Annotated in this window: 14 protein-coding genes; 3 read left to right on the forward strand and 11 right to left on the reverse strand. The window is 43.2% G+C overall.

The genetic code is table 11. The annotated features are described in order from the left end of the window. Positions 1-80 precede the first annotated feature (80 nt). Positions 81-2,072: an excinuclease ABC subunit UvrB gene (gene uvrB, locus NSQ68_RS23070; protein ID WP_274482900.1), complete on the reverse strand. Its 1,992-nt coding sequence runs from the start codon at positions 2,070-2,072 to the stop codon at positions 81-83. Between the two features lie 208 nt (positions 2,073-2,280). On the opposite strand from uvrB, the gene NSQ68_RS23075 reads away from it, so the two are divergent. Both NSQ68_RS23075 and NSQ68_RS23080 read left to right on the forward strand, forming a co-directional pair. Further along, positions 2,281-3,108 carry a flagellar motor protein gene (locus NSQ68_RS23075; RefSeq protein WP_342427280.1) on the forward strand — a complete coding sequence of 276 codons (828 nt, stop codon included), beginning with the start codon at positions 2,281-2,283 and terminating at the stop codon, positions 3,106-3,108. Continuing rightward, positions 3,092-3,907, forward strand: coding sequence for a flagellar motor protein MotB (locus tag NSQ68_RS23080; RefSeq protein ID WP_013312222.1), 816 nt, complete (start codon positions 3,092-3,094; stop codon positions 3,905-3,907). Before NSQ68_RS23075 ends, NSQ68_RS23080 begins: the two co-directional genes overlap by 17 nt. Positions 3,908-4,142: 235 nt before the next feature. Here the strand turns inward: NSQ68_RS23080 and NSQ68_RS23085 are convergent, their stop codons facing one another. Further along, a complete protein-coding gene (locus NSQ68_RS23085; protein ID WP_039271422.1) occupies positions 4,143-4,370 on the reverse strand; it encodes an aspartyl-phosphate phosphatase Spo0E family protein in 228 nt (75 codons plus the stop codon). A gap of 231 nt (positions 4,371-4,601) precedes the next feature. Further along, positions 4,602-5,984: a DNA-binding protein gene (locus NSQ68_RS23090; RefSeq protein ID WP_307351585.1), complete on the reverse strand. Its 1,383-nt coding sequence runs from the start codon at positions 5,982-5,984 to the stop codon at positions 4,602-4,604. A 255-nt stretch (positions 5,985-6,239) separates the two neighbouring features. On the opposite strand from NSQ68_RS23090, the gene NSQ68_RS23095 reads away from it, so the two are divergent. Further along, positions 6,240-6,629 (forward strand): helix-turn-helix transcriptional regulator, encoded by a 390-nt coding sequence (locus NSQ68_RS23095; RefSeq protein ID WP_307351583.1) that lies wholly within the window; start codon positions 6,240-6,242, stop codon positions 6,627-6,629. 86 nt (positions 6,630-6,715) lie between these two features. Here the strand turns inward: NSQ68_RS23095 and NSQ68_RS23100 are convergent, their stop codons facing one another. The 8 genes from NSQ68_RS23100 to NSQ68_RS23135 form a co-directional block, all read right to left on the reverse strand. Further along, positions 6,716-8,113 (reverse strand): helix-turn-helix transcriptional regulator, encoded by a 1,398-nt coding sequence (locus NSQ68_RS23100; protein WP_342427281.1) that lies wholly within the window; start codon positions 8,111-8,113, stop codon positions 6,716-6,718. A gap of 438 nt (positions 8,114-8,551) precedes the next feature. Next, on the reverse strand, positions 8,552-9,220 hold the full coding sequence (locus NSQ68_RS23105; RefSeq protein ID WP_342427282.1) for a hypothetical protein: 669 nt from the start codon (positions 9,218-9,220) through the stop codon (positions 8,552-8,554). 124 nt (positions 9,221-9,344) lie between these two features. Then, positions 9,345-10,412 carry a hypothetical protein gene (locus NSQ68_RS23110; protein WP_342427283.1) on the reverse strand — a complete coding sequence of 356 codons (1,068 nt, stop codon included), beginning with the start codon at positions 10,410-10,412 and terminating at the stop codon, positions 9,345-9,347. 909 nt (positions 10,413-11,321) lie between these two features. Then, complete coding sequence (locus NSQ68_RS23115; protein WP_342427284.1) at positions 11,322-15,383, reverse strand: glycosyl hydrolase; 4,062 nt, start codon at positions 15,381-15,383, stop codon at positions 11,322-11,324. Positions 15,384-16,190: 807 nt separating this feature from the next. Next, entirely contained in the window at positions 16,191-16,574 is a 384-nt protein-coding gene (locus tag NSQ68_RS23120; protein WP_250240545.1) for a hypothetical protein, read from the reverse strand. Between the two features lie 273 nt (positions 16,575-16,847). After that, positions 16,848-17,405, reverse strand: coding sequence for an rRNA adenine N-6-methyltransferase family protein (locus NSQ68_RS23125; RefSeq protein WP_029514547.1), 558 nt, complete (start codon positions 17,403-17,405; stop codon positions 16,848-16,850). Positions 17,406-17,582: 177 nt separating this feature from the next. Then, on the reverse strand, positions 17,583-18,899 hold the full coding sequence (locus tag NSQ68_RS23130; RefSeq protein ID WP_342427285.1) for a PDZ domain-containing protein: 1,317 nt from the start codon (positions 18,897-18,899) through the stop codon (positions 17,583-17,585). Between the two features lie 165 nt (positions 18,900-19,064). Further along, a complete protein-coding gene (locus NSQ68_RS23135; RefSeq protein WP_342427286.1) occupies positions 19,065-20,531 on the reverse strand; it encodes a S41 family peptidase in 1,467 nt (488 codons plus the stop codon). Positions 20,532-20,619: the final 88 nt, after the last annotated feature.

The following is a 20,619-nucleotide window of genomic DNA, read 5'->3' on the forward strand; positions in this document are numbered from 1 at the left end:
AGGCCGCCCTCACTATTTTTAAAGCAAAGCAATCAAACATTTTATTTTCATATGTTTTGCTTCCAGCTTATTCGCAATGTTTAATCAGCCCGCAACTCCAGCAAAGCATCACGCAGCTCGGCTGCCCGCTCGAACTGTAGGTTCTTGGCGGCGTCTTTCATCTCTGCTTCCAGACGCTGAATGAGTGATTGACGCTCCTTCTTGGAAAGTTTACCCGTCTCATTAGGAAGGTAATCATTCTTCGACTCTGCCACCTTAGTTGCCTCAATAACATCACGAATCTTTTTACGGATGGTTTGCGGGGTAATCCCATGTTCTTCATTATACTGAATTTGAATCGCACGCCGACGTTCCGTTTCCTTTATCGCTTTATCCATAGAATCGGTAATCTTATCACCGTACATAATAACACGACCGTCACTGTTCCGTGCTGCTCTTCCGATCGTCTGTATCAGAGAGCGCTCAGAACGCAGGAAGCCTTCTTTGTCTGCATCCAAAATCGCGACCAGAGATACTTCCGGCAAATCAAGACCCTCCCGCAACAGGTTAATCCCGATTAGCACGTCGAAGGTCCCTAGACGAAGATCCCGCAAAATAGCCATCCGCTCCAACGTCTTAATCTCGGAGTGCATATACCGAACCTTGATGCCTACTTCTTTTAAATAGTCAGTCAAATCTTCGGACATCTTCTTCGTAAGTGTGGTCACCAGCACACGTTCTTCACGTTCTATGCGAAGCCGTATTTCATTAATAAGATCGTCAATCTGCCCCTTGCTCGGACGCACCTCAATAATCGGATCAAGAAGCCCGGTAGGACGAATAATCTGCTGCACCATCGTTTCGCACTTCTCCATCTCATAGGGTCCTGGAGTAGCTGATACATAGATAATCTGACTTACCTTGTCCTCGAACTCTTCAAACTTCAACGGGCGATTATCCAATGCAGACGGCAAACGAAAACCATGTTCCACCAGTACATTCTTACGTGCTTGGTCACCGTTATACATGGCACGAATCTGCGGCAACGTAACATGAGACTCGTCAATGACGATCAGCATATCATCCGGGAAATAATCCATCAGCGTATATGGTGTTGCTCCTCGCTCGCGGAATGTCAGTGGACCTGAATAATTCTCGACGCCGGAACAAAAGCCAACCTCTTTCATCATCTCGATATCATAGCGGGTACGTTGCTCCAAACGTTGCGCCTCTAACAGCTTCCCTTGCTCCTTCAACTCCGCTAACCGCTCTTCAAGCTCACGTTCAATGTTGACCAATGCTACCTTCATCGTATCCTCATGAGTAACAAAGTGAGATGCCGGGAAAATAGCAATATGATCACGTTCACCGATCAATTCACCCGTAAGCACATTAATCTCGGTAATTCGTTCAATTTCATCCCCGAATAGTTCTACACGTATAGCGTGTTCCCCATGGGAAGCCGGGAATATCTCAACAACATCCCCCCGTACACGGAAAGTACCCCGCACGAAGTTGATATCGTTCCGCTGATATTGAATATCGACCAAGCGGGACAAAATCTGATTGCGGGGTTTCTCCATGCCGACTCTAAGCGAAAGCAGCAGGCTTGAATATTCTTTCGGGGAACCCAAACCATAAATGCAGGAGACACTCGCTACAATAATAACGTCACGACGCTCAAACAGAGAGCTTGTCGCTGAGTGACGAAGTTTATCAATCTCCTCATTGATGCTGGAATCCTTCTCAATATACGTATCGGAAGACGGGATGTATGCTTCCGGTTGATAGTAATCATAGTAGCTGACAAAATAATCGACGGAGTTATTCGGAAAGAACTCTTTAAACTCACTCGCCAGTTGAGCCGCCAAAGTCTTATTATGTGCAATAACCAGCGTAGGCCGATTCAACTTGGCAATGGTTTGTGCGATGGTAAACGTCTTACCTGTTCCCGTAGCACCCAATAGCGTTTGATGCTTCTTTCCTTCTGCAATTCCCTCTACCAATTCAAAAATGGCCTGGGGCTGATCGCCTTGAGGTTGGAATTCCGACTGAATTTCAAAAGTCTTATCGCTAACAACGATATCACTCATTGCCCTGCATCACCCTTATCGTCTAAAATGGAAACATCATGATTTTACACCAGTCGAGCTTTAACGTCTTCACCTGTAACTCTATGTCGATATTTCCCGAGCAATGATACTTGGGAAATATGGTTGGATAAGAATGTTTGTTCCCGTATTATACCTCTTTCTTACCATGGATGCAAACGATAAGTCTTGAATAGGAGTGAATTAAATTTTGGATATCACCATCGTATTGGGCATCATCGCAGGAATCATAGCATTAATCGGTGGCTTCTTATGGGAAGGCGGCGAATTTACAGGACTGCTTCAAGGTACATCGGCTCTCATTGTATTTGGGGGAACTTTCGCCGCAGTTGTGATCAGCTACCCTGCTTCCAAGCTGAAGACGATCCCCACCGCTCTACGGATGGCATTTAGCCGTGAGAACAATCCTACGGAGCAATATATAGAAGATTTGGTTTCCATGGCTGCCACCTCACGCCGATCCGGTGTGCTTGCGCTAGAGCGTATTTCATCAGAGCATCCGAATGCATTTTTGCGCGAAGGTCTTCAGTTGGTCATCGACGGCACCGAGCAAGAACAGATCAAACAGATTCTAGAGCTTGAGTTAGATGCCATTGAACACAAACATGAAGGGTACGCCAAAATATTTGAATCCGCAGGCGGTTATGCTCCTACGATGGGGATTATCGGTACTGTTATGGGCCTGATCCATGTACTGGGCAGCCTGACCGAGCCTACTGCGCTTGGTCCGTCCATTGCTGTTGCTTTTATCGCAACACTATACGGCGTTGCTAGCGCCAATCTGATCTTCCTGCCCATCGCATCCAAAATAAGAGCAGTCAGTGAGAGTGAAATTATCACGATGGATTTGCTGCTGCAAGGTATTCTGGCTATCCAAAACGGAGAGAATCCAAAACTTGTACGCAAAAAGTTGGAGTTCTTTATCCGCTCAGAGCAAAATATAGAACGCAAACCGCCTCGTCGCTCACTCACAGAGGACGCTTCTCCAAAGGAGGATTTCCATGAGAGCGCGCGGTAAGCGCCGTGGGGGCCAAGGAGGCGGCGGAGACCATCGTGACCGCTGGATGATTACCTATGCCGATCTGATCACCCTGCTACTCATATTTTTCGTTGTGATGTATGCCATGAGTAGTCTGGATGCTAAAAAATACGATGTCGTTGTTCAATCCCTCCAGGATACGTTCCACAAGGGAGATTCTATTTTGGAGCAAGGCTCGGGCATTACAGGTACTGCCGATCGTTACACCAGCAAGAATCCACCCACGACCAAGCAACCAGCAGCCGATAAAAAGGAAGCTGGATCGACAAAGCTCACCGAACGTGAACAAGCATTTCGTACGCAGGAAAAAGAGCTGCAAAATTTAATGGGTGTCATTCAAGAATATATTACGGACAACAAACTGGAAAACCAGATTTTTGTGTCAGATCAGCCGCGTGGTATTGTTATTACGCTCAATGACCGCTTTTTATTCGATCAAGGTAGAGCTGCACTCAAGCAAGGCTCTGCTAACACGCTATCCAAGTTGGCCAGCCTATTTCGAGATTTGAAAACACCGATTAGCATTGAGGGCCATACAGACAACATTCCATTCACGCGTTCCTCGAACTCATCGACGTACAAGGACAACTGGGAGCTTTCCGGCGCACGGGCACTATCTGTACTCCGATTCTTTCTCGACAGAGAGCAACTTTCACCCTCAGGATTTCAGTATGCGGGTTATGCAGATACCCGACCGGTTGGTGACAATAGCACCGAAGCTGGACGACAAAAAAACCGCCGTGTCGAAATCACCGTACTACGCCAACTTCAACAGTAAAACCCAAAAACCTCCTGAGTCACGCAATAACGTGAATCGGGAGGTTTTTTTGATACATATTCATCATTAATACATGGCTTCCGCCTGATGTAGACGCAGAACAATAAACCGTACGAACAACGTGGATAAGAGCAACGTACGAGATGCAATAGAAATTATTTTGTTTATTCTATATCCCACTATGTATTAGAAGCCCTGGTGAAGTTAGGTTTTATCTTGTCATGATACTTGAAGATTAGTAAGATAGGACAAGCTCGTGTTGCTTCTCTTGTATTTGTGAACTTTGGGGTATGCTCTGTTGTCTGCGATAGCTATATTTCCAGTCGCTGTACTTATTAAGGAGTCGATCCAGCTCCATAGACTTGGTCAACACCCGCCGATCCTTCAATCCCACCTCATTCGCCAAATCATTTAATTCCTTCCGCTTTTCTTCGATGCATTCCTCCAATTGTTTCCATTTCACATCAATAAACCTCCTGTTCGGTGTGGTATTTACATTAGTTTACAAGCTGATACCTTCCCTACAGGTTAAAAATATAATAAAACCCAATTCATCCCTTTAACGGGATGAATCAAAAAAACAGCCTTACCGAGGCTGTTTTTTGATAACTATTAAGCTCCAGTTCCATGTCCAAAAACCGTAATTGTATGAGATAGTTCAAAGAAGCTAAAAAGTCCTATAATTAGCATGTATTTAAGGTTTTTTAATTGCATAAACTAAAACCTCCTCCATGATTCTTTCATATTCTGATTTTTGGTCTTTTGTGGCCTTATTTCTGAATCTTTCAAATAAGGCTGTACAGACCATGCACTTTTCTTTGTTATTGATTTCAAGATATTTTCTTAAGCTTTTTAAAATATAATAAACACCCTTCTCATGGAAAAGGTTATTAAACATATATATAGCCAGTTGGTAACACAAATCAGCATAAGTATTGTAACTAAATGACTGCTTATAATAACTGGTACCAACAGATAATTCGTTATTAAAGGAAGTCAGTTCGTTAGAGAACTGCTGTAAAATATGTTCTATTATAAAACCATGCTTGTTAGCCGACTCTACTATTGTTAATAACCCTAATAATATTTCGGGAGGGTTATTTTTAAGAAATTGAATATACATTGGCAAACTACTTGTATCACCCATAAGAATATTCAAGTTAAGCTGATTAGCATTTGCCCAAAGTGTGAACCTTTGCACTTCTTGCTGACCAATTTCCCCTAAATCTTCAAACCAACTCAAATCGGCATAGCCAGAAATAAACTGCATGGCCTCTTCATATCTTCCTTGTTTTTCCAACGCATTTCCCTTCGTCAAGTAACCTTGACCATAGTAAACGACTAAATGTCTCTCAGTTTTCAACGTGGAATTCTTTTTATTAGTTTTTCTGCTTTTACAAACAATAGTTGCAAGATCTCTTAATTCATCTGCATAACGCTCTGCTTCTTTCCATTGATGTAAGTTGTAATAAAGATTTGACAGTTTAAGCAGACCATCTAAATGATAATCTAAAGGTACCCGATTTCTAAAAGGCACAAATCTTAGTGCAGCTTCCACATCTATTTTCATATTTTCACTAACAGAGATTGAAAAAATTCTATAATGACTAACTGCCAACCTCTCAGAATGCTGGTATTTCTCATTTTCAATGACACATTCATAGAAAGGAATTGCCTCTTTTAACTTCCCTTCTTCATAAAGCTCCTCTGCCAAAGTAAAGATTGTTGGAATGTGGTTAAGATCTTCCATTAAACGTGAAAGCACTTTCTCCACGCATCGCAGGTTCCCCACTTCAACACAACGAATCAGGAACGGCTTAACTCTTTTCCAATGTGGTCTTCCATCATAAAAACATTCATCCACATACAGGTCATACAACCAGCCCTCTGGGTAATTAAATGCTTTGGTAATCAAGTCCATTTGTCTTACAGAAATAGGTTTAGGCGGATTGCCGTTAAGCATCGCACTAAAGATGCCCCGATTAAGCCCCGTAGCTTGTCCAAAACTATTAAAAGTGTAGCCACCAAGTTTTAATTCTTTCTCAATTTCCGAACGAATCGTGGTTGCATTTTCCAATAAAAACACCCCCGGCGTATTCAGATGATTTTAAAAAATCACCCTCCTCGACAATCAATTACAATATACTAGAAATTATATGAATAAACTGGGTGAAGGTCAACCCCTTTTCTACACTGTTTTAATATATTATGGAATTTGATACTTATTAAATAGTTTCCACAAGGACTAAATATATGATAATTTAGGCAATTCAATTACCTCCACGCCTGATCTGGCTTTGTCTACACTCATACTATAGGAGTGTGGAGGTCTATGGAAACAACGAAACTTATAGGAACGAAAATTCGCCAATTTCGAAAATTGCGTAATATTACACAAGAACAACTGGCAGAAGCATCCGATTCAACAGGCTCCTACATAGGGAAGTTGGAACGCGGTGAAGTCAATGTGCAGATCAAAACATTAGAGAAAATAGCAGAGGCGCTGAACACAAACGTATTTGCATTTTTTAACTTTAATCCATATGAAGAACTCAAAAGCCAGCCCTGGATATGGGAATGCGTTCATATCCTTTCTCAGCAGAGTGAAGCCGAACAGAATAAAGCTTATCGGATTTTAAAAGAACTGTTCACCTCTTCAGAGGGTGAGCTTTTAGTGAGTAAATCAGGTGATTCGGATGCTAATGATAAATTAAATCCTTAGAATTAGCGGTGCACCATACTCTCTAAATGTAAAAAAAGGCTATGTCTCTCTACCTATAGTAGAAAAGTACATAGCCTTTTTGAGTTTTAAGGCGTCATTTGCTTAATGTTATATTCGACAGCTTTAAGTACTTTTTCATATTCTGTCCGTTGTTCACGTGTCGAATGGTCTTTGTATTTCTCAAACAATAACGTGATAGACCTGATATAGAAAGCCTTATCATTCAACTGTGAGGTTGCTTTGAGACTGTTCAACATACTATCGATCGCCTCAGAATAGTTTCCCTTATTAAAATAATAGCGACTAAGCTCGAGAAAAAAGCGAGAATAGGTCACTAGGTCATAGTTCGTCATATAATAAGAAATATTTGTGCGCAAGTTCCTAGATTCATTAATATTCTCAGCAAAATTGATCAAAATATCGTCTACTGTGTAATTGTAGGTATTGGCCGACTCTATTATAGTTAGTAGTCCAAGTAATATTTCCTGAGGATTATTCCTAATAAGTTCCACATAAGCAGGTAAATTAGTCATATCTCCCATTAGAATTTCTAAATTCAAACGGTTTGCCTCTGCCCACATTTCAAATTTCTGTGCCTCTAAAACTCCCACTTCATCTAGCCCGTTAAAAGAAGTCAATTTTTCATAGTAAGGTATAAATTTCATTGCTTCTTCATACAGCCCTTGCTTTTCAAGGGCAACTCCCTGCATTAAATAAGCTTGACCATAATAGACGATTAGATGTCTTTCTGTATTTAGAGGCTTGATTTCATGTTTTTTCAACCTAGTTTGAATCTGCTGTTCAAAAATATTTTTGGTGATCTCCTCAAGTTCTTTAGCATATTGTATAGTTGTCTCACAATCATCAACTTGGTAGTACATATTTGCCAGCTTTAATAAAGCATCCAATTGATGAGATTCAGGCAAATTTTTGCGGTAAGGAGCAAATTTTATAGCTTGTTGACGATTATTCTCCAGATCTTCGTTTAAAGAACAAGAAAATAGCCTGTATTGACTAATGGCCAATCGCTCCGAGTGATGATACCTTTCATTCTCTATCACACACTCATAAAAGGGGACAGACTCCCTTTCCTTGCCTGCTTCGTGCAGTTCTTCTGCAAACTCAAATATCGTCCGTACATAGGACAGGTCCTCGGTCAGTCTCCATAGTACCCTTCGAATACAGTCCTTTCTCCCTAACTCCACACAACGCAATAAAAAAGGTTTGATCCGTTTCCAGTGCCCTTTCCCCTCGTGAAAGCATTCATCTATGTATAACTCATACAACCAGCCTTCGGGATACCCCAATGCCTTGGTAATCAAGTCCATTTGCCGAACGGAGATCGGCTTGGGTGGGTTACTGTTCAGCATGGTGCTAAATGTGCCACGGTTAATACCAGATATTTTACTAAAGCTGCTAAATGTATAACCTCTTTGCTTGAGTTCGGTCTCTATCTTCGAGCGGATCGTAGGTGTATGTTCCATTTCAATCCCCCTCAATAAGTTTTAGACATATCGTAAGTGGTGCCTTATATGTAAAATCCATCTTATAGAAAATTCATTTCAGTACAAAATTACGAAAATAGTGAAATATATGGTCTATATATCCACTTTAATTTATGATGCCTTAGAAAGGAGCCTTTTTTTTATGATTTCCCCATGACAATCGGGGCTTGGAATACATCCCTTTTTCAACATTCAAGCCCTTCATTAAAGTACTGATTATTTAATGCAAAAAGGGCTCTCTCGGATTTATCCAAGAATGCCCTTCGTTTTTCCTTTTAGTGAAATCTAGAGAATACTGCACTACTAATGCTGCTATTGATAAGCAGGCGTAATACTACCGAAGATGCCCGTTACATATAAAACTCAAACGATTGTATCTACAGTTCAAAGACTGATTAGTGTACTAGTTATGTGATTTTACGAGGTTCTTGGGCGTAATTGAGTCCATTTTGTAGGGTTATCTACCGTTGCCGCTCCACGCTGTACTCTTGGACTAACTTCTAACCAAGGCTCATCATATCCTAAATCTGCGTGATATTCTACATTTACTTTACTTGATATATCAAAATCTGTTGGATTCCCTGAGCTTGTTCTAGTATTAGATGGTCCCCATACATACACATCATTATATTCATAGGCATACTCGATAACCCCATCGCAACGTATATCTGTGATTTCATCAACATGGACGTAGGATGATGAGCGATGATCGTCATGCATAAGTTGCGCTTGAGCAGTATAAGAAATGTCTGGATCGGCGGTCATTGCAGCAACCGTGCTTACAATATAACCTCTTTTCGAATCTGTTATAGAAGGATTGGTATAAAACCCATAGAATGTTTTACCAGATTTAAAGCTATCAAAATCACTCAATACAACCCCACTGGCAATGCCCCTAATTTCATAAACCACACCACTATTTCCGCGTACGCCACCATGGTCACTTCCAAAAGTAAGCCATCCCCCCTCTCTATATCCTGCATCACCCCTATCTGCCGCGTGAGTGTAACTAGCTCCTAGTAAAACTAATAGTGGAAGTAGTATAGCTATCAGTACTTTTTTATTTAGAAAAGAAATATTATGCATTATTATTTTCCCTCCCACTTCTTGGTATTAAACTCATCAACAAGATTTTCCGGTATAATCGTCTCTAAAGCGTGTTCTGCTGATTTGATAACCTCTGAGTTTTTGGAATTTTTATGGATTTCTTTTATGTCAGGGTACACTTCTCCATAATTGATAATTCTGATGCTATTAAAGCTGTTATGATTTTATCATCAGATTGACTTTTCAACATGGATGAAATGGTGTTCAAATTTCTTAGTAAGGAGTACTTACCAATTTCCTCTGCATTGCCCTTAAACTTCCCCTGATGCTGTACAACTAGATTTACTGCTTCCTCACCACCAGAAACACCAAGCGCGTATATTGTACTTTCAAAAACTTGCTCATCCTTAGTTTCATTAAGAATTTTCTTCACAACTTCCGTATAATTATCTAGCTCTCCGGCTTTTGCAGCGCTTGTAACCAAAGTGCGAAGTAAAGGATCATTCGCGTTCTCACTTTTGCTTAAAGAAGATAAGACCACTTTAAAATCAGGATCATTTAACCTCCGCATAGCTGTAATTGCGGCGGACCTTACTTGAACAGATTCATTAGAATCATCAAATATTGCTTTCAAATTAATAGACTTTTCTTCAGCACTTAATGCAGCATCTTTTTGTGGCTCTAGTTGCAATAAAGCATATCTTCGAAGATTTTCGTCCTCACTCTTATTTTCTACAACAGTTTTAATCTTTTCGAGACTTCTTTTATCCAATTTGTTACCATTAGCCAGTATATCTATAATAAACGCTCTTAATTTTGAATTATACTCTTGGTCAGTTACGATATCTGAGACTCCAGCAGGCACTTTTCCCTGCCATTGTTTTTTTAAATAGGGTAAAATGGATTCTGCATATTTTTCAAAATTTGGCTCGTCATAAATGGAAAGTTCACCAAGTGTCTCGAATAACTCATTACCATTTAATGTTTTCAAATATTCAGTTTGTTTTCCCCGGCTATCTGAATCACCATACACTGATAAGTTGACTGTTTGAGCGTTATTCAGCGATTTCAATACTTCGACATGATCTAAATCTTTAAGCGACGATATGGTTGGTTTAACAAAGCCTGTCGAATCTTTTGAGGCAGCATTTAATGCTAGAGAAGCAGGAACAACAGAGGAAATTAAAAGAATGGTAGTCCCGATTGTTACAACCGTCTTATTTATTTTCATCACTTGACCTTCTTTCATGTTTAATGAAAATTAACTCATACTGTCCAAGAAGTAAGTGTATACTTTGTTGTATTATTTTTTTGCTACAACGACGACTATATGTTATGTTAACTGTAAATATTTGTTTGGAGGTATGGTTGATGAAATCATTTCGCTTTTGGTTGATTCTAATCTCAATTTTAGTAATTACTATAAATATTTCCGGTTATGATGACTATAATTTTTTATTGGCTATCATTAGCCCTTTGGTTTGGATGTACGAATCATTTCGATTTGTGCGAGAAGCAAATATTCCAATGCCTGTTATATACTTGACTACACTAGGCTTCTGGTATCTTATTGGTTTGATTTTGGATCGTCTAATAAAAAGAACAAGATAAAAATTTATTTCAAAATGCGGCATTATCTTATACCTACGCCTCCTTTGAAACAGGTGATTTTGCTTCTTTGTTAAAATGCAAGTCGCTATTAGCAGGTTTCTTCTGAGTTCGTCCCTGCATCCACTGAGCCAATTATTCTTAAACCTATCCTCCTTTCCACTGGCTATAATGAAATTATAATTCTTGATGTGTTACAAAAAAGATAGAAACAAACATATCATTTCTTTTTTTACAAAATAATCAATAAAAAGACGAGTCTCGAGAATTTGCCTGTCGGTCAGCCGAACTGAGATCGGCTTGGGTGGGTTACTATCGGCGTGCCAAACTGCTCTTGTCCATCCTTTGTTATCCCTAGTAAACTTAGCTATAATCTTTCCTGAACCCCCAGTCGAACTGGGGGGTTTCTTCTACAAAAAAATGAGCAGGTGGGAAACTAAATCCCCTTGCTCATTTCAGTGATGGTATTTATCTAATTTCAAAATGGAAATAATCGGTTGATTCACATGTCGCCTTATATCAGACGCCCGTTCTAATTAGCTGCCGGTTCGGTTCCCCAAACAAGTACATCATTATGATACAACGTGGCTTTCGTATGATCGGCATATGAAGTTTGCGTGCCTTTATACGAGTAATCGTCACTCTCGTTATAATTCGACCAGTCTGTTTTATGAATACGAGTTTGAATTTCGCCCGTGCTTCCTCCAGGTGCTAACACGCCTGCATCCGATTGGAAGCTGACTTCCAAATAATAATCAGCGCCGGTTACGGCTTTATCCATTTTAACCAGCTTACCATTCAGCTTTGAGCAGCTCAGCACCGCATAGTCGCAGTTGAATGTCTGCTCACGGTCACCGTCGATCGTGTAGTAGTAGCGAAGTTTCAACTCGTTGATCGGTACGGAGGTTGTACCTTTATTTACAATTTGGAAATGCGGCTTCAAGTTGTTGTCGTTCACATTTGTATCCGCTGCACGATACTGGAGCATCAATCCCTTTGTCGGCTGCTGAGTATCCGCTTTCGGTGCTGCGCTAGCCGTGTTCGAAAGCGTCTGTCCTGCATCGTTCTTCGCTACGACTTGGTAATAGTATGTCGTGTCTGCTGTTACGGCTGTGTCGGTGTAGCTGCTTCCGTATACATCGCTCGCTACGGTGGCGAACGCGCCGTTTTCAGCCGTCGAACGCTTCACTTCATAGCTTTTCGCATTCGTTGATGCTGTCCAGCTCAGCTTTACTTTTGCCGTTTCGCCTGCGGCGTTCAGCGTGAAGCTGCCCGGTACTGACGGCTGCTCGGTAATGCCATACGTTTTCAAGTTCGTCGGGAGCTTTTCAAGCGTAATGACGTTCGGGTGATTATACACTTTTTTCAAATGCTCAAGGCTGTTTTGTTTGCCGTCTCTCAGAAAATCTCCATACCATGTAGCGAACCAGCTCCAATGGGCTTGATACGCCTTCATCAGATCAGGATCCGGGATAGGTCCGTTTTCGCTCATGGCAACTAACTTTTTGTCCTTGCCTAATGTAACAAGGTCTTCGTATTTTGCAATTTGCGGACTATAGTCGCCTGCTTGCGGATAAGAGTCAAAGCTCAAAATATCCACATACTCGTCTCCCGGATACCAATCCGGAGCAACAGAGTTCCAGACCCAAATCAGATTGTTCAATTTGTGTACATGAGTCAAACGGTCGTGCATCAAAATATACAATTTTTTAACAGGCTCAGGACCTTTGGCGCCCCACCAGAACCATTTGCCTTCCGCTTCGTGCAAAGGACGGAACAGGACAGGAACTTTCGCATCCTGCAACTTCTTCAATTGCCCTGTAATCACATCGATGTCGCGAATAAGCAATTTATAATCTTCAGACTCTGGATGATTCATCGCATATTCGATATCGAATGTGGTCGAATCGGCATAGAAACCTCTCCACCATTCTTTTCCCTGCGTATCAATAAGCCCTTTCGGCGCGTTCCAGTGCCATGCAAAGGTAACGATGCCCCCTTGCTTATCCCATTCAATCGCTTTTTCCGCCTCTGTGGAACTAAGACCGTGTTCCGCTCTGCTTGGCGAATAGTCGATCAGGTCAAGCGCTGCAATCGCCGGCTTTTTACCTACATTGGCTTGAAGCCAATCAATTTCGGCAATTTCCTCTTGACCGGAAAGCATATTCTTCCCGTATTGATCAACCAGGTAGTTCATCAATGCTCTTGCTTCTACCGTCGCATTCGGATTGGTGAGCGTTTTGGTTACCGCATGGGGTGGGCGGTCAGCAGCTGGCTCCAGCTTGACGTAGTCGATATCGTACCAGCCCCATCCTGTTTCAAAACCAATCGTATTCGCACCTGCATTCAACAGCACCTTGCCTCCGGAAGTTTCTTTAAAATCAGCCGTTTTCTTAAGTACCAGCTCGCCAAATGCTTTGCCGTTTAATGAGAAATTCGTGCGTTTGTCATCATGAGGAGAACGGTAGCCGATGGTAAGATTGTACAAGCCTGCCGCCTCTGTCTGGATCTTCATCGTCAGGGAATCCCCTGCATTGTGGAAATTAGTTACATAACCAGTACCGGAGAAGCCGCTCCCGCTGGATTCCACAATGGTTCCCTTCAGTTTGCCATCTTCGGCTTCATAGCGATCCGGGCCGTCTACATACGTCCGCGGAACCGCTTTCAAAATATTGGATTCGCTCGTTCCCGCCTTTGTTTTTGCAGTTATTTTATAAAAGTATGAAGTGTCGTTCGTTACATTAGTATCCGTATAAGACGTTTCGACCAAGTTGGATGCTACCACAGCAAAAGGACCATTTTCAACCATTGCCCGCTGTACACTGTAACTTACTACTCCGTTGGAAGCGTCCCAGGACAAATCGACTTTCCCATCGCCAGCCTCCGCCCTCAGCGCAAAGCTTTCAGGACCTTCCACAGGTGGCACAGACGTATCGCTGGCATTCAACACGATGTGATAAGCCGTCAAAGGCGGTACTGTATAGGTAAAGCGGTTGCCTGAAATTTGCGTGATGGGTGCAGCTTCCTTAATTTGCGAGCTATTTTTGTCGAAACCCCATACTTTACCGGAACCATAAGTCGTCTCACCGGAGAGATCAAATTGGGCGTCGAATGCGCTGTCCATGCTTTTATTCATGACAACGAGGTGCAGTTCTTTGTAGGATGCATCTGTTACGGAAGCATGCACCGAGCTATTAACAATATCCGACGTTTGTGCATTAACGCTGATATCCCCGAAAGTAGAGCTTTTTCCGTCATAATTGCGGTAAAGCTTGTAAGCGGCACTAACGTAGTTGTTGGCACCCTCCTTTAACTTCCAGTAGTTTGCCATATAAACGTCGTTTTTGCCCAAGATGCCCAACACATCGGTCATAGCGATACCGCCGGAAATATCATTTTCGCCGCCATAGCTATACTCAGTCAAAGCCAGCTTGGTTCCCGGGTAATACTTATCCACCGACTGCTTCAACCGAGGCAGTAAAGGCAAGAAATCGCTGTTCCATTGAGCGATCCAGCTATCTTCCTTGTAGGTCGGATCCCACAAAGTACGAGGCGCTTGCATTCTGGCTTTCTTCGTTTCGTCGTTGCCTACCTCATTTATAATTCGTATGCCTCCGCCCATCGCTTCAGGATACCAGTGTACATCGAAGACATCCAGCAATCTCTTACCTTCGGCTTGCGAGCTAAGGCGCATTTGATCCAGGTAATAGTCTACGAACCAGCTATAATTGCCTTTTACAGAGTCCCAATCAGGTGCAGTTTGAAGATCTTTATAGGCGCCAAAACCGTAAAGGACTGGCCCAAAAATTTCCGCACCCGCGTCAACCGCTTTCACAGCTTTGGATAAACTTACCGACCGGTCTACCAACTCTTTCGCTCCGACCTTTTCACCATGAATGCGCGGATGCGTATGCGACCAGAGAGCAGGTTCATTGTCGAGCGCATATCCTTTCACGCCCGTCTTTGCTGAAGAAACGCCGTACTTTTTCACTAAAAAGTTGACGAATTCATCCGCATAAACCTGATTGTCATTCAGATCGGGCTGTAGTTGGAACGGTGCATTTTTGGTGTTTACGACCTGATTCCAACGAGCAGAAGGAGCCTTTTCACTTTCCTGCACACTTCCGTTTCCATCCTTGGCCACATAACCAGCCATCGGCAGCGTAACTAAAGAATAAGTGCCTAGCTTCAGCGATTGATCATGGAACGAAGTCGTTACCGCCCCCGGCTTTTCACATTCAGCTTTTGTCAGACCGCCATTGTTGCATAAAAAGTTATCGCTGGATTGCTGCCAATCGCTCCCTGCATTAGACATATTGTTTTCCCAGTTGTATCCGGTCATTCGATTGCCACCAAGTCGTCTGGCAGTCAGATTCTCATCGCCTGCCAATTCCTGATTCGTACCGTAAATATAAGGGCTAATCGGCTTACGATCCTTGGATGTATCGACTTTAATGGTAACAGTCTTTGCCGTTTGACCGTGAACTACAGTTGGAGTCGGTAGAGCCCCCCCTACTATCATCGTGCATGCCATGACGACAGGCAGCCATTTGGAACGTTTGGACCAAATATTACTACTATTTTTCGCCTTCATGCCGCTTTCCTCCTTTAAGTTTGAAAAGAGCGGCACCCATACGAGTGCCGCTCTATCAGGCTTTAAGGCTCCTGATCCCAAACGAGTTTATCGTTCTGGTACAGCGTCACCTTACTCTAATCTGCCAATTAATTTTTTTGTAGGATCGTAGGAGTATTCATCTGCCACATTGTAGCTCGTCCACTCGTTTTTGTTGATAAGCGCTTGAATTCGCCAGTCGAAGCTCCAAGTATCCGGTTGACTACACTCTCCTCTCCGTCCGAAATCCAGAATTGGCCCGGATCTTCAAGTGTTGCAACAGCCGTATTCACACCGCACATGATGGGGTTGCCGTTTGCATCTAGGTAATACCGTTACCGGCTTCTTGTTGATAAATGTGTAATAGTACAGCTCTGCTATACGTTCTACCGACCAAGCCTGCATATCGAACCATTGGTTGGACGGAAGGTCCATATCCAAAGATTATTCTATATAGCCATATAGTAGAACATGAACTCACCGCAAAATTTCTAGCTATATCATCGTCTTTCTTTGAAACTGGACAAACTTCGATAGGTTATCTATTAGTACATATGTTCAACAGAAATAAACCCACGCACATCTGAATTACCTGTGTAAAAACAAGCTGTATTTATCTTGGATTGCAATATTGGTGTAAAAGAATCTATTTTCCTTTATCAGTAGCAGCTATTTACTGGAGAGAAACGGAACGAAGGGTATGAAGAGTCCCCGGCATTTAAATCTCGGTGGTGTAAGAATGCTGCATTGCCTTCCAATGCTTTTACGATACATCCACATCCATCTTTCCTACCGTACTTTATCCTTTTGAATAAGCTTATAATAGATGCGTGCAGGCTCTGATTCTCCAGTGGATAAAATGTATTCTGCCAAAGGTGCGCACAGCTTTTGGAGGTAAAAGGAGTATAGCAGCTCGGCCGTGTCAAAATGAATTTTCAACACCTGCTTCATTAAGCCTTCGAATTTGGAGTAATCCAGTTCTTCCGGGGTAATATCAAACGGGTACTCAGGAAAGGTTTTTTTCTGAATTTCAACAAATTGTTGCCTAAGCTTCGGTTGATTGCCTGAACGGGCAGCCGAGAAATTCATCATAAAAAAAGATACAAAGTCCGTCTCACGATCACTTAACTTATAGTACTCACACCAACGCATGAATATCAGCGGTTTTACCATATATAAATCTCCTTTAACAAAAGTTCAGATTTATCATGAATCCTTCAAAAATCTAGTGGGTTCCATCTTATGTAATATATAGGTTAAGCCCCATTTTAAAATATGATTCCTTAAATGAATTTTGCTTTTTAACATATCCCCTTCTTATATATCTATGAAAGTGCACAACAAAAAAAGACCGTTTCAGTATCTTAATGACGCTGATCAAGTCTTCTCATAATCATCCGTATAATCGCATTCGTATTTATTCTAATCCTCTACATAGCTGCAAGGTTACAGGCTGCACGTGAACACATAAGCGGGCGGGACATTGCAGTTTACCTTTTTAATCTGAATGTCAGCAAAAAAGGTGCGGAAAAAATTGTGTTTGACCTTGCTGTACTGGAACGTAATAAATTTGCCTTCCTGGCCCAAAACCTCAGCCGTTTGTCCCAAAATAAGGCTAGATAACGCGCCTGGCAGGCTGGTGAAAGGGAGCCCTGACACGACATAATCCACTTTTGGGACTTCATACTGTCGTATATACTGAGCTACATGCTCAGCTGACCCATGAATGATGTGTACCTTCTCCAAGTGTCCGTACTTGCTTTGTAGTGTTTTGTAAAACGATTCATTAGCTTCAATCACTAAAAGTAGCGTTTCTGGACGCTTGTTCAAAATCAGCTCTTGCGTAAACACACCGGTCCCTGCACCATATTCAATAATGCACGATGCTTTGTCAAAGTAAATCGGTGTGGCAATTTGTTTGGCCAACTGTCTTGAGCTAGGTATAACAGCGCCTACGCTGCGTGGATGCCTGATGTACTCTCGAATAAAGTGAATCGCGTTCATCTTCTTCTCTCCCTGCTTGACACACATGATAGACATTCGGTTCATCAACGCTTCTTATTACATATTCATTGTATACCGATCAGAATATTGATTTCAAGCAGGCTACTGTCTGCATATAAAAAGAGCGTAGCCTTATTCGACTCTAATCAAATAATGACTACCCTCTTGTAGTAACATCTATTTGTTCATGGTATCCAAATGTGTACCCTCTGCTTGCGATGCCTGTCCAGCTTTACGTCGTCGTGCGCCTATATGCATGGCAACAATCCGATAGATGGAGGCCGACTGTAGGGATACGGCCCAGCTCGCGTCTGCATCCGGTGCAAGCACGACCCCTAGCTGGTGATGATCGCCATCGTACATGCCTCGCTGCACAAACTTGCTCTCGCCTTGCAGATTGCGTACCTCCAGCTTGCAAAAAGCAGAGTTGATCCGCAAGGCCTGGTGTAACTCGGCACGGGTATTCACAACAACTCCATTCACACGGTAAATGGCCTCACCCGGCAGTATGCCCATGGCTGTCGCCGGACTGTCTGGCAGCACAGCGAGCACACGCATCCCTTGCTCCGGATGGATAAACATCGGGCTAAGACGACTTTCCTCCATATTACCATACCAGATCAGCGCCTCATGCGCCAGAAAGGAGAATAACGCTGCCAGCAAAATCAGCGGACTCCACCATGCAGCCAGCAAGCTCAGCAGAAGTAAAGCCACACTGTACAGAAGCAAGCGGTTCGAAGTAAGTACCGCCTTCTGTCGTGGTAGCTGGCCTAGCGTCACGCTGCTGAAGCCCATCAGGACTGGCAAGGCTGCCAGCATATACCCGGTTCCAGCATCGCCGCCGAACAACGGTGTCCAGGGAAGCACGAATCCTCCCTGAGCGGGTACCAGCAATAACAACGGAATGGGCCAGAGATCTTCCATCCGATAGCCGCCAACCAATCTTCCCCGTTTGCCCTCGACAAACAGTGGAGTGGCAGCTTTCCCCCCTTGCCAGCGAACCAACAGCGCCTCAGCCACATGCAGCACGGCGACCAACACCAACAGTGCTGGAATATCCAATCCGCGGATAGATGCTACTGATGTTCCGAGCGCTCCCCCAGGTTGCCAGCCACTGGCCACGTTTAGGAAAAATTGAACCACACCTAGCAGACCTACCGAATAAGCGAGACATAGGTAACGGACGCGTACCAGCATGAGCAGTAATGTCGCTACCCACAGGCATACGATGGAAGCCGAGTTCAGATGCACGCTGACGAACATCCCCAGAGCAGATAACGCCATTCCAGCAAGCAAACCACTCCATACGACACGCCAGGTCTCTGCAGCCCAGCTATGCATTTTGGTATGAAATAACTTGCGCTCCAGCAGCATTTGCCGACGATAACCAAGTGCGACAATGAGTATCGAGATATAATAAAACGGCTGCAAAAGCAGGTGCAGGCAAGCATTCAAGACGCTCCATCCCCATTGTAATGCCCATTCCAAGTCCATTCACACTCCTTAATGCCCCTGGCCCGCTGTATAGCGGATCACGTACATTTCATATCCATTTATTCTATATGAAATTGCCAACGTAGGGAAGACAAACCGACAGACTGTAAATAAATCCCAATATAAAAGGAGGCTGTTTCCAGCCCCCTTGTTGTAGCCTCACTATTATTTCGCTACGCTTGTCTTCATTTCCTTCCGAATCTCTTCAATCCCCTGCTTGAGTTGATTATCATTTTTCGGATCACGAATTTTCTCAATCAGCTTGGCTTCCATCGCTGCTGCTGTCTTCGCATCAATGATGCCGCTAGCCGTCAGCTTCGCTTGTTTTTGAAAAGCAACAACAGAGCTTTCAGTTACTTTGTCAAAATAGCCATCCTCGCGACCTGGTTTGTAACCCAAACCTTGCAGAATGATTTGTGCATTTTTCACATCACTGCTATTCATATTGTATTTCAAGGACTTTTCCTTGTTTAGCGGTGCTGCTGTGAAGTATTCAGGCTGTTCCACCGCGATATTCGGCTTAATCCCTTTTTTATGAATCCACGTTCCATTTGGTGTTAACCATTTGGCAATCGTGATTTTGAGCAGGCTACCATCACCCATTTGCTTGTCATAGCTGGTTTGTACAGTACCTTTACCAAAGGAATTTTCCCCGATTAACACAGCACCTGCTGATTGCTGGAGAGCACCTGCCAGAATTTCGGACGCACTTGCGCTACCTTTATTCATTAGCAAAGTCACAGGGTAATTTTTGCGTGAACCTTTGGATTTCTCTTCTTCACGCTTCTGATTCTTGTCTTCCACTTGTACAATCGTTTTGCCGGAAGGTACAAATTGCTGCGCAATCTCAATGACAACGGAAAGCACGCCGCCCGGGTTATTACGCACGTCAATGACGAGCCCTTTTAGTCCTTGCTTCTCGAGCTTCGCCAACTCTTCCTTGAATCGTTCTGCTGTATTCAAGGAGAACTGGGTGATCGTGATGACGCCTACACCGTCGCTTTCCATATGAGCTGTTACAGTTTCCATATCAATGTTGTCACGGGTAATCGTGTATTCGAGCGGATCAGGAGAGCCACTGCGCTGAATTTTGACTTTCGCCTGACTGCCTTTAGGTCCACGGATTTTGGAAACAGCCTTGTTCAGATCCAATCCGTCCAGTGTTTCACCATTAACAGACAAAATAATATCCTTAGAGCGCAGCCCTGCCTTTTCAGCCGGGGAGCCTTTAATTGGCGTGACTACAACTACTTTCCCGTTTTCAGCCGCTACTTCAGCTCCGATCCCGGTAAAAGAGCCTTCTATAGATTGCTCGAACTGTTGTGCAGTTTCTTTACCCATATAAGAGGAATACGGGTCGCCGAGCGACTCCATCATGCCATTGATGGCGCCATCCACCAGTTTGGTACGATCCACATCCTGATAATATTGTCCCTGAATCAGGTCCATCGCCGTCTCGATTTTGCGGATATCACTTCTGGAGGTAGAACTGCTACCTGTCACACTCGCCAGCAGTCCTTCGCCCAGAGCGCTGTTCCCTACTGTAGTCGTTCCAGTATAGGCAAAAGTGAGCAGACTGCCGCCAAGCAGTCCGATCACCATCAAGAGTATCGCTGTACTTTTTTTCAACATCTAATCGTCCACCGCCTTCTCATTATCTTGTATCCTATTGCCTTACAACGCATATCCATCCACGAAGTATACGTCTAGCTTGTACGGA

It is taken from the genome of Paenibacillus sp. FSL L8-0158 (genome assembly GCF_038592965.1).
GTDB classification, from domain to species: domain Bacteria; phylum Bacillota; class Bacilli; order Paenibacillales; family Paenibacillaceae; genus Paenibacillus; species Paenibacillus polymyxa_D.

What these genes read in the sequence shown, in the direction of transcription:
- uvrB (WP_274482900.1), bottom strand. Translation starts at nt 2,072, where the DNA reads ATGAGTGATATCGTTGTTAGCGATAAGACTTTTGAAATTCAGTCGGAA.
- NSQ68_RS23080 (WP_013312222.1), top strand. Translation starts at nt 3,092, where the DNA reads ATGAGAGCGCGCGGTAAGCGCCGTGGGGGCCAAGGAGGCGGCGGAGAC.
- NSQ68_RS23095 (WP_307351583.1), top strand. Translation starts at nt 6,240, where the DNA reads ATGGAAACAACGAAACTTATAGGAACGAAAATTCGCCAATTTCGAAAA.
- NSQ68_RS23100 (WP_342427281.1), bottom strand. Translation starts at nt 8,113, where the DNA reads ATGGAACATACACCTACGATCCGCTCGAAGATAGAGACCGAACTCAAG.
- NSQ68_RS23105 (WP_342427282.1), bottom strand. Translation starts at nt 9,220, where the DNA reads ATGCATAATATTTCTTTTCTAAATAAAAAAGTACTGATAGCTATACTA.
- NSQ68_RS23110 (WP_342427283.1), bottom strand. Translation starts at nt 10,412, where the DNA reads ATGAAAATAAATAAGACGGTTGTAACAATCGGGACTACCATTCTTTTA.
- NSQ68_RS23115 (WP_342427284.1), bottom strand. Translation starts at nt 15,383, where the DNA reads ATGAAGGCGAAAAATAGTAGTAATATTTGGTCCAAACGTTCCAAATGG.
- NSQ68_RS23120 (WP_250240545.1), bottom strand. Translation starts at nt 16,574, where the DNA reads ATGGTAAAACCGCTGATATTCATGCGTTGGTGTGAGTACTATAAGTTA.
- NSQ68_RS23125 (WP_029514547.1), bottom strand. Translation starts at nt 17,405, where the DNA reads ATGAACGCGATTCACTTTATTCGAGAGTACATCAGGCATCCACGCAGC.
- NSQ68_RS23130 (WP_342427285.1), bottom strand. Translation starts at nt 18,899, where the DNA reads ATGGACTTGGAATGGGCATTACAATGGGGATGGAGCGTCTTGAATGCT.
- NSQ68_RS23135 (WP_342427286.1), bottom strand. Translation starts at nt 20,531, where the DNA reads ATGTTGAAAAAAAGTACAGCGATACTCTTGATGGTGATCGGACTGCTT.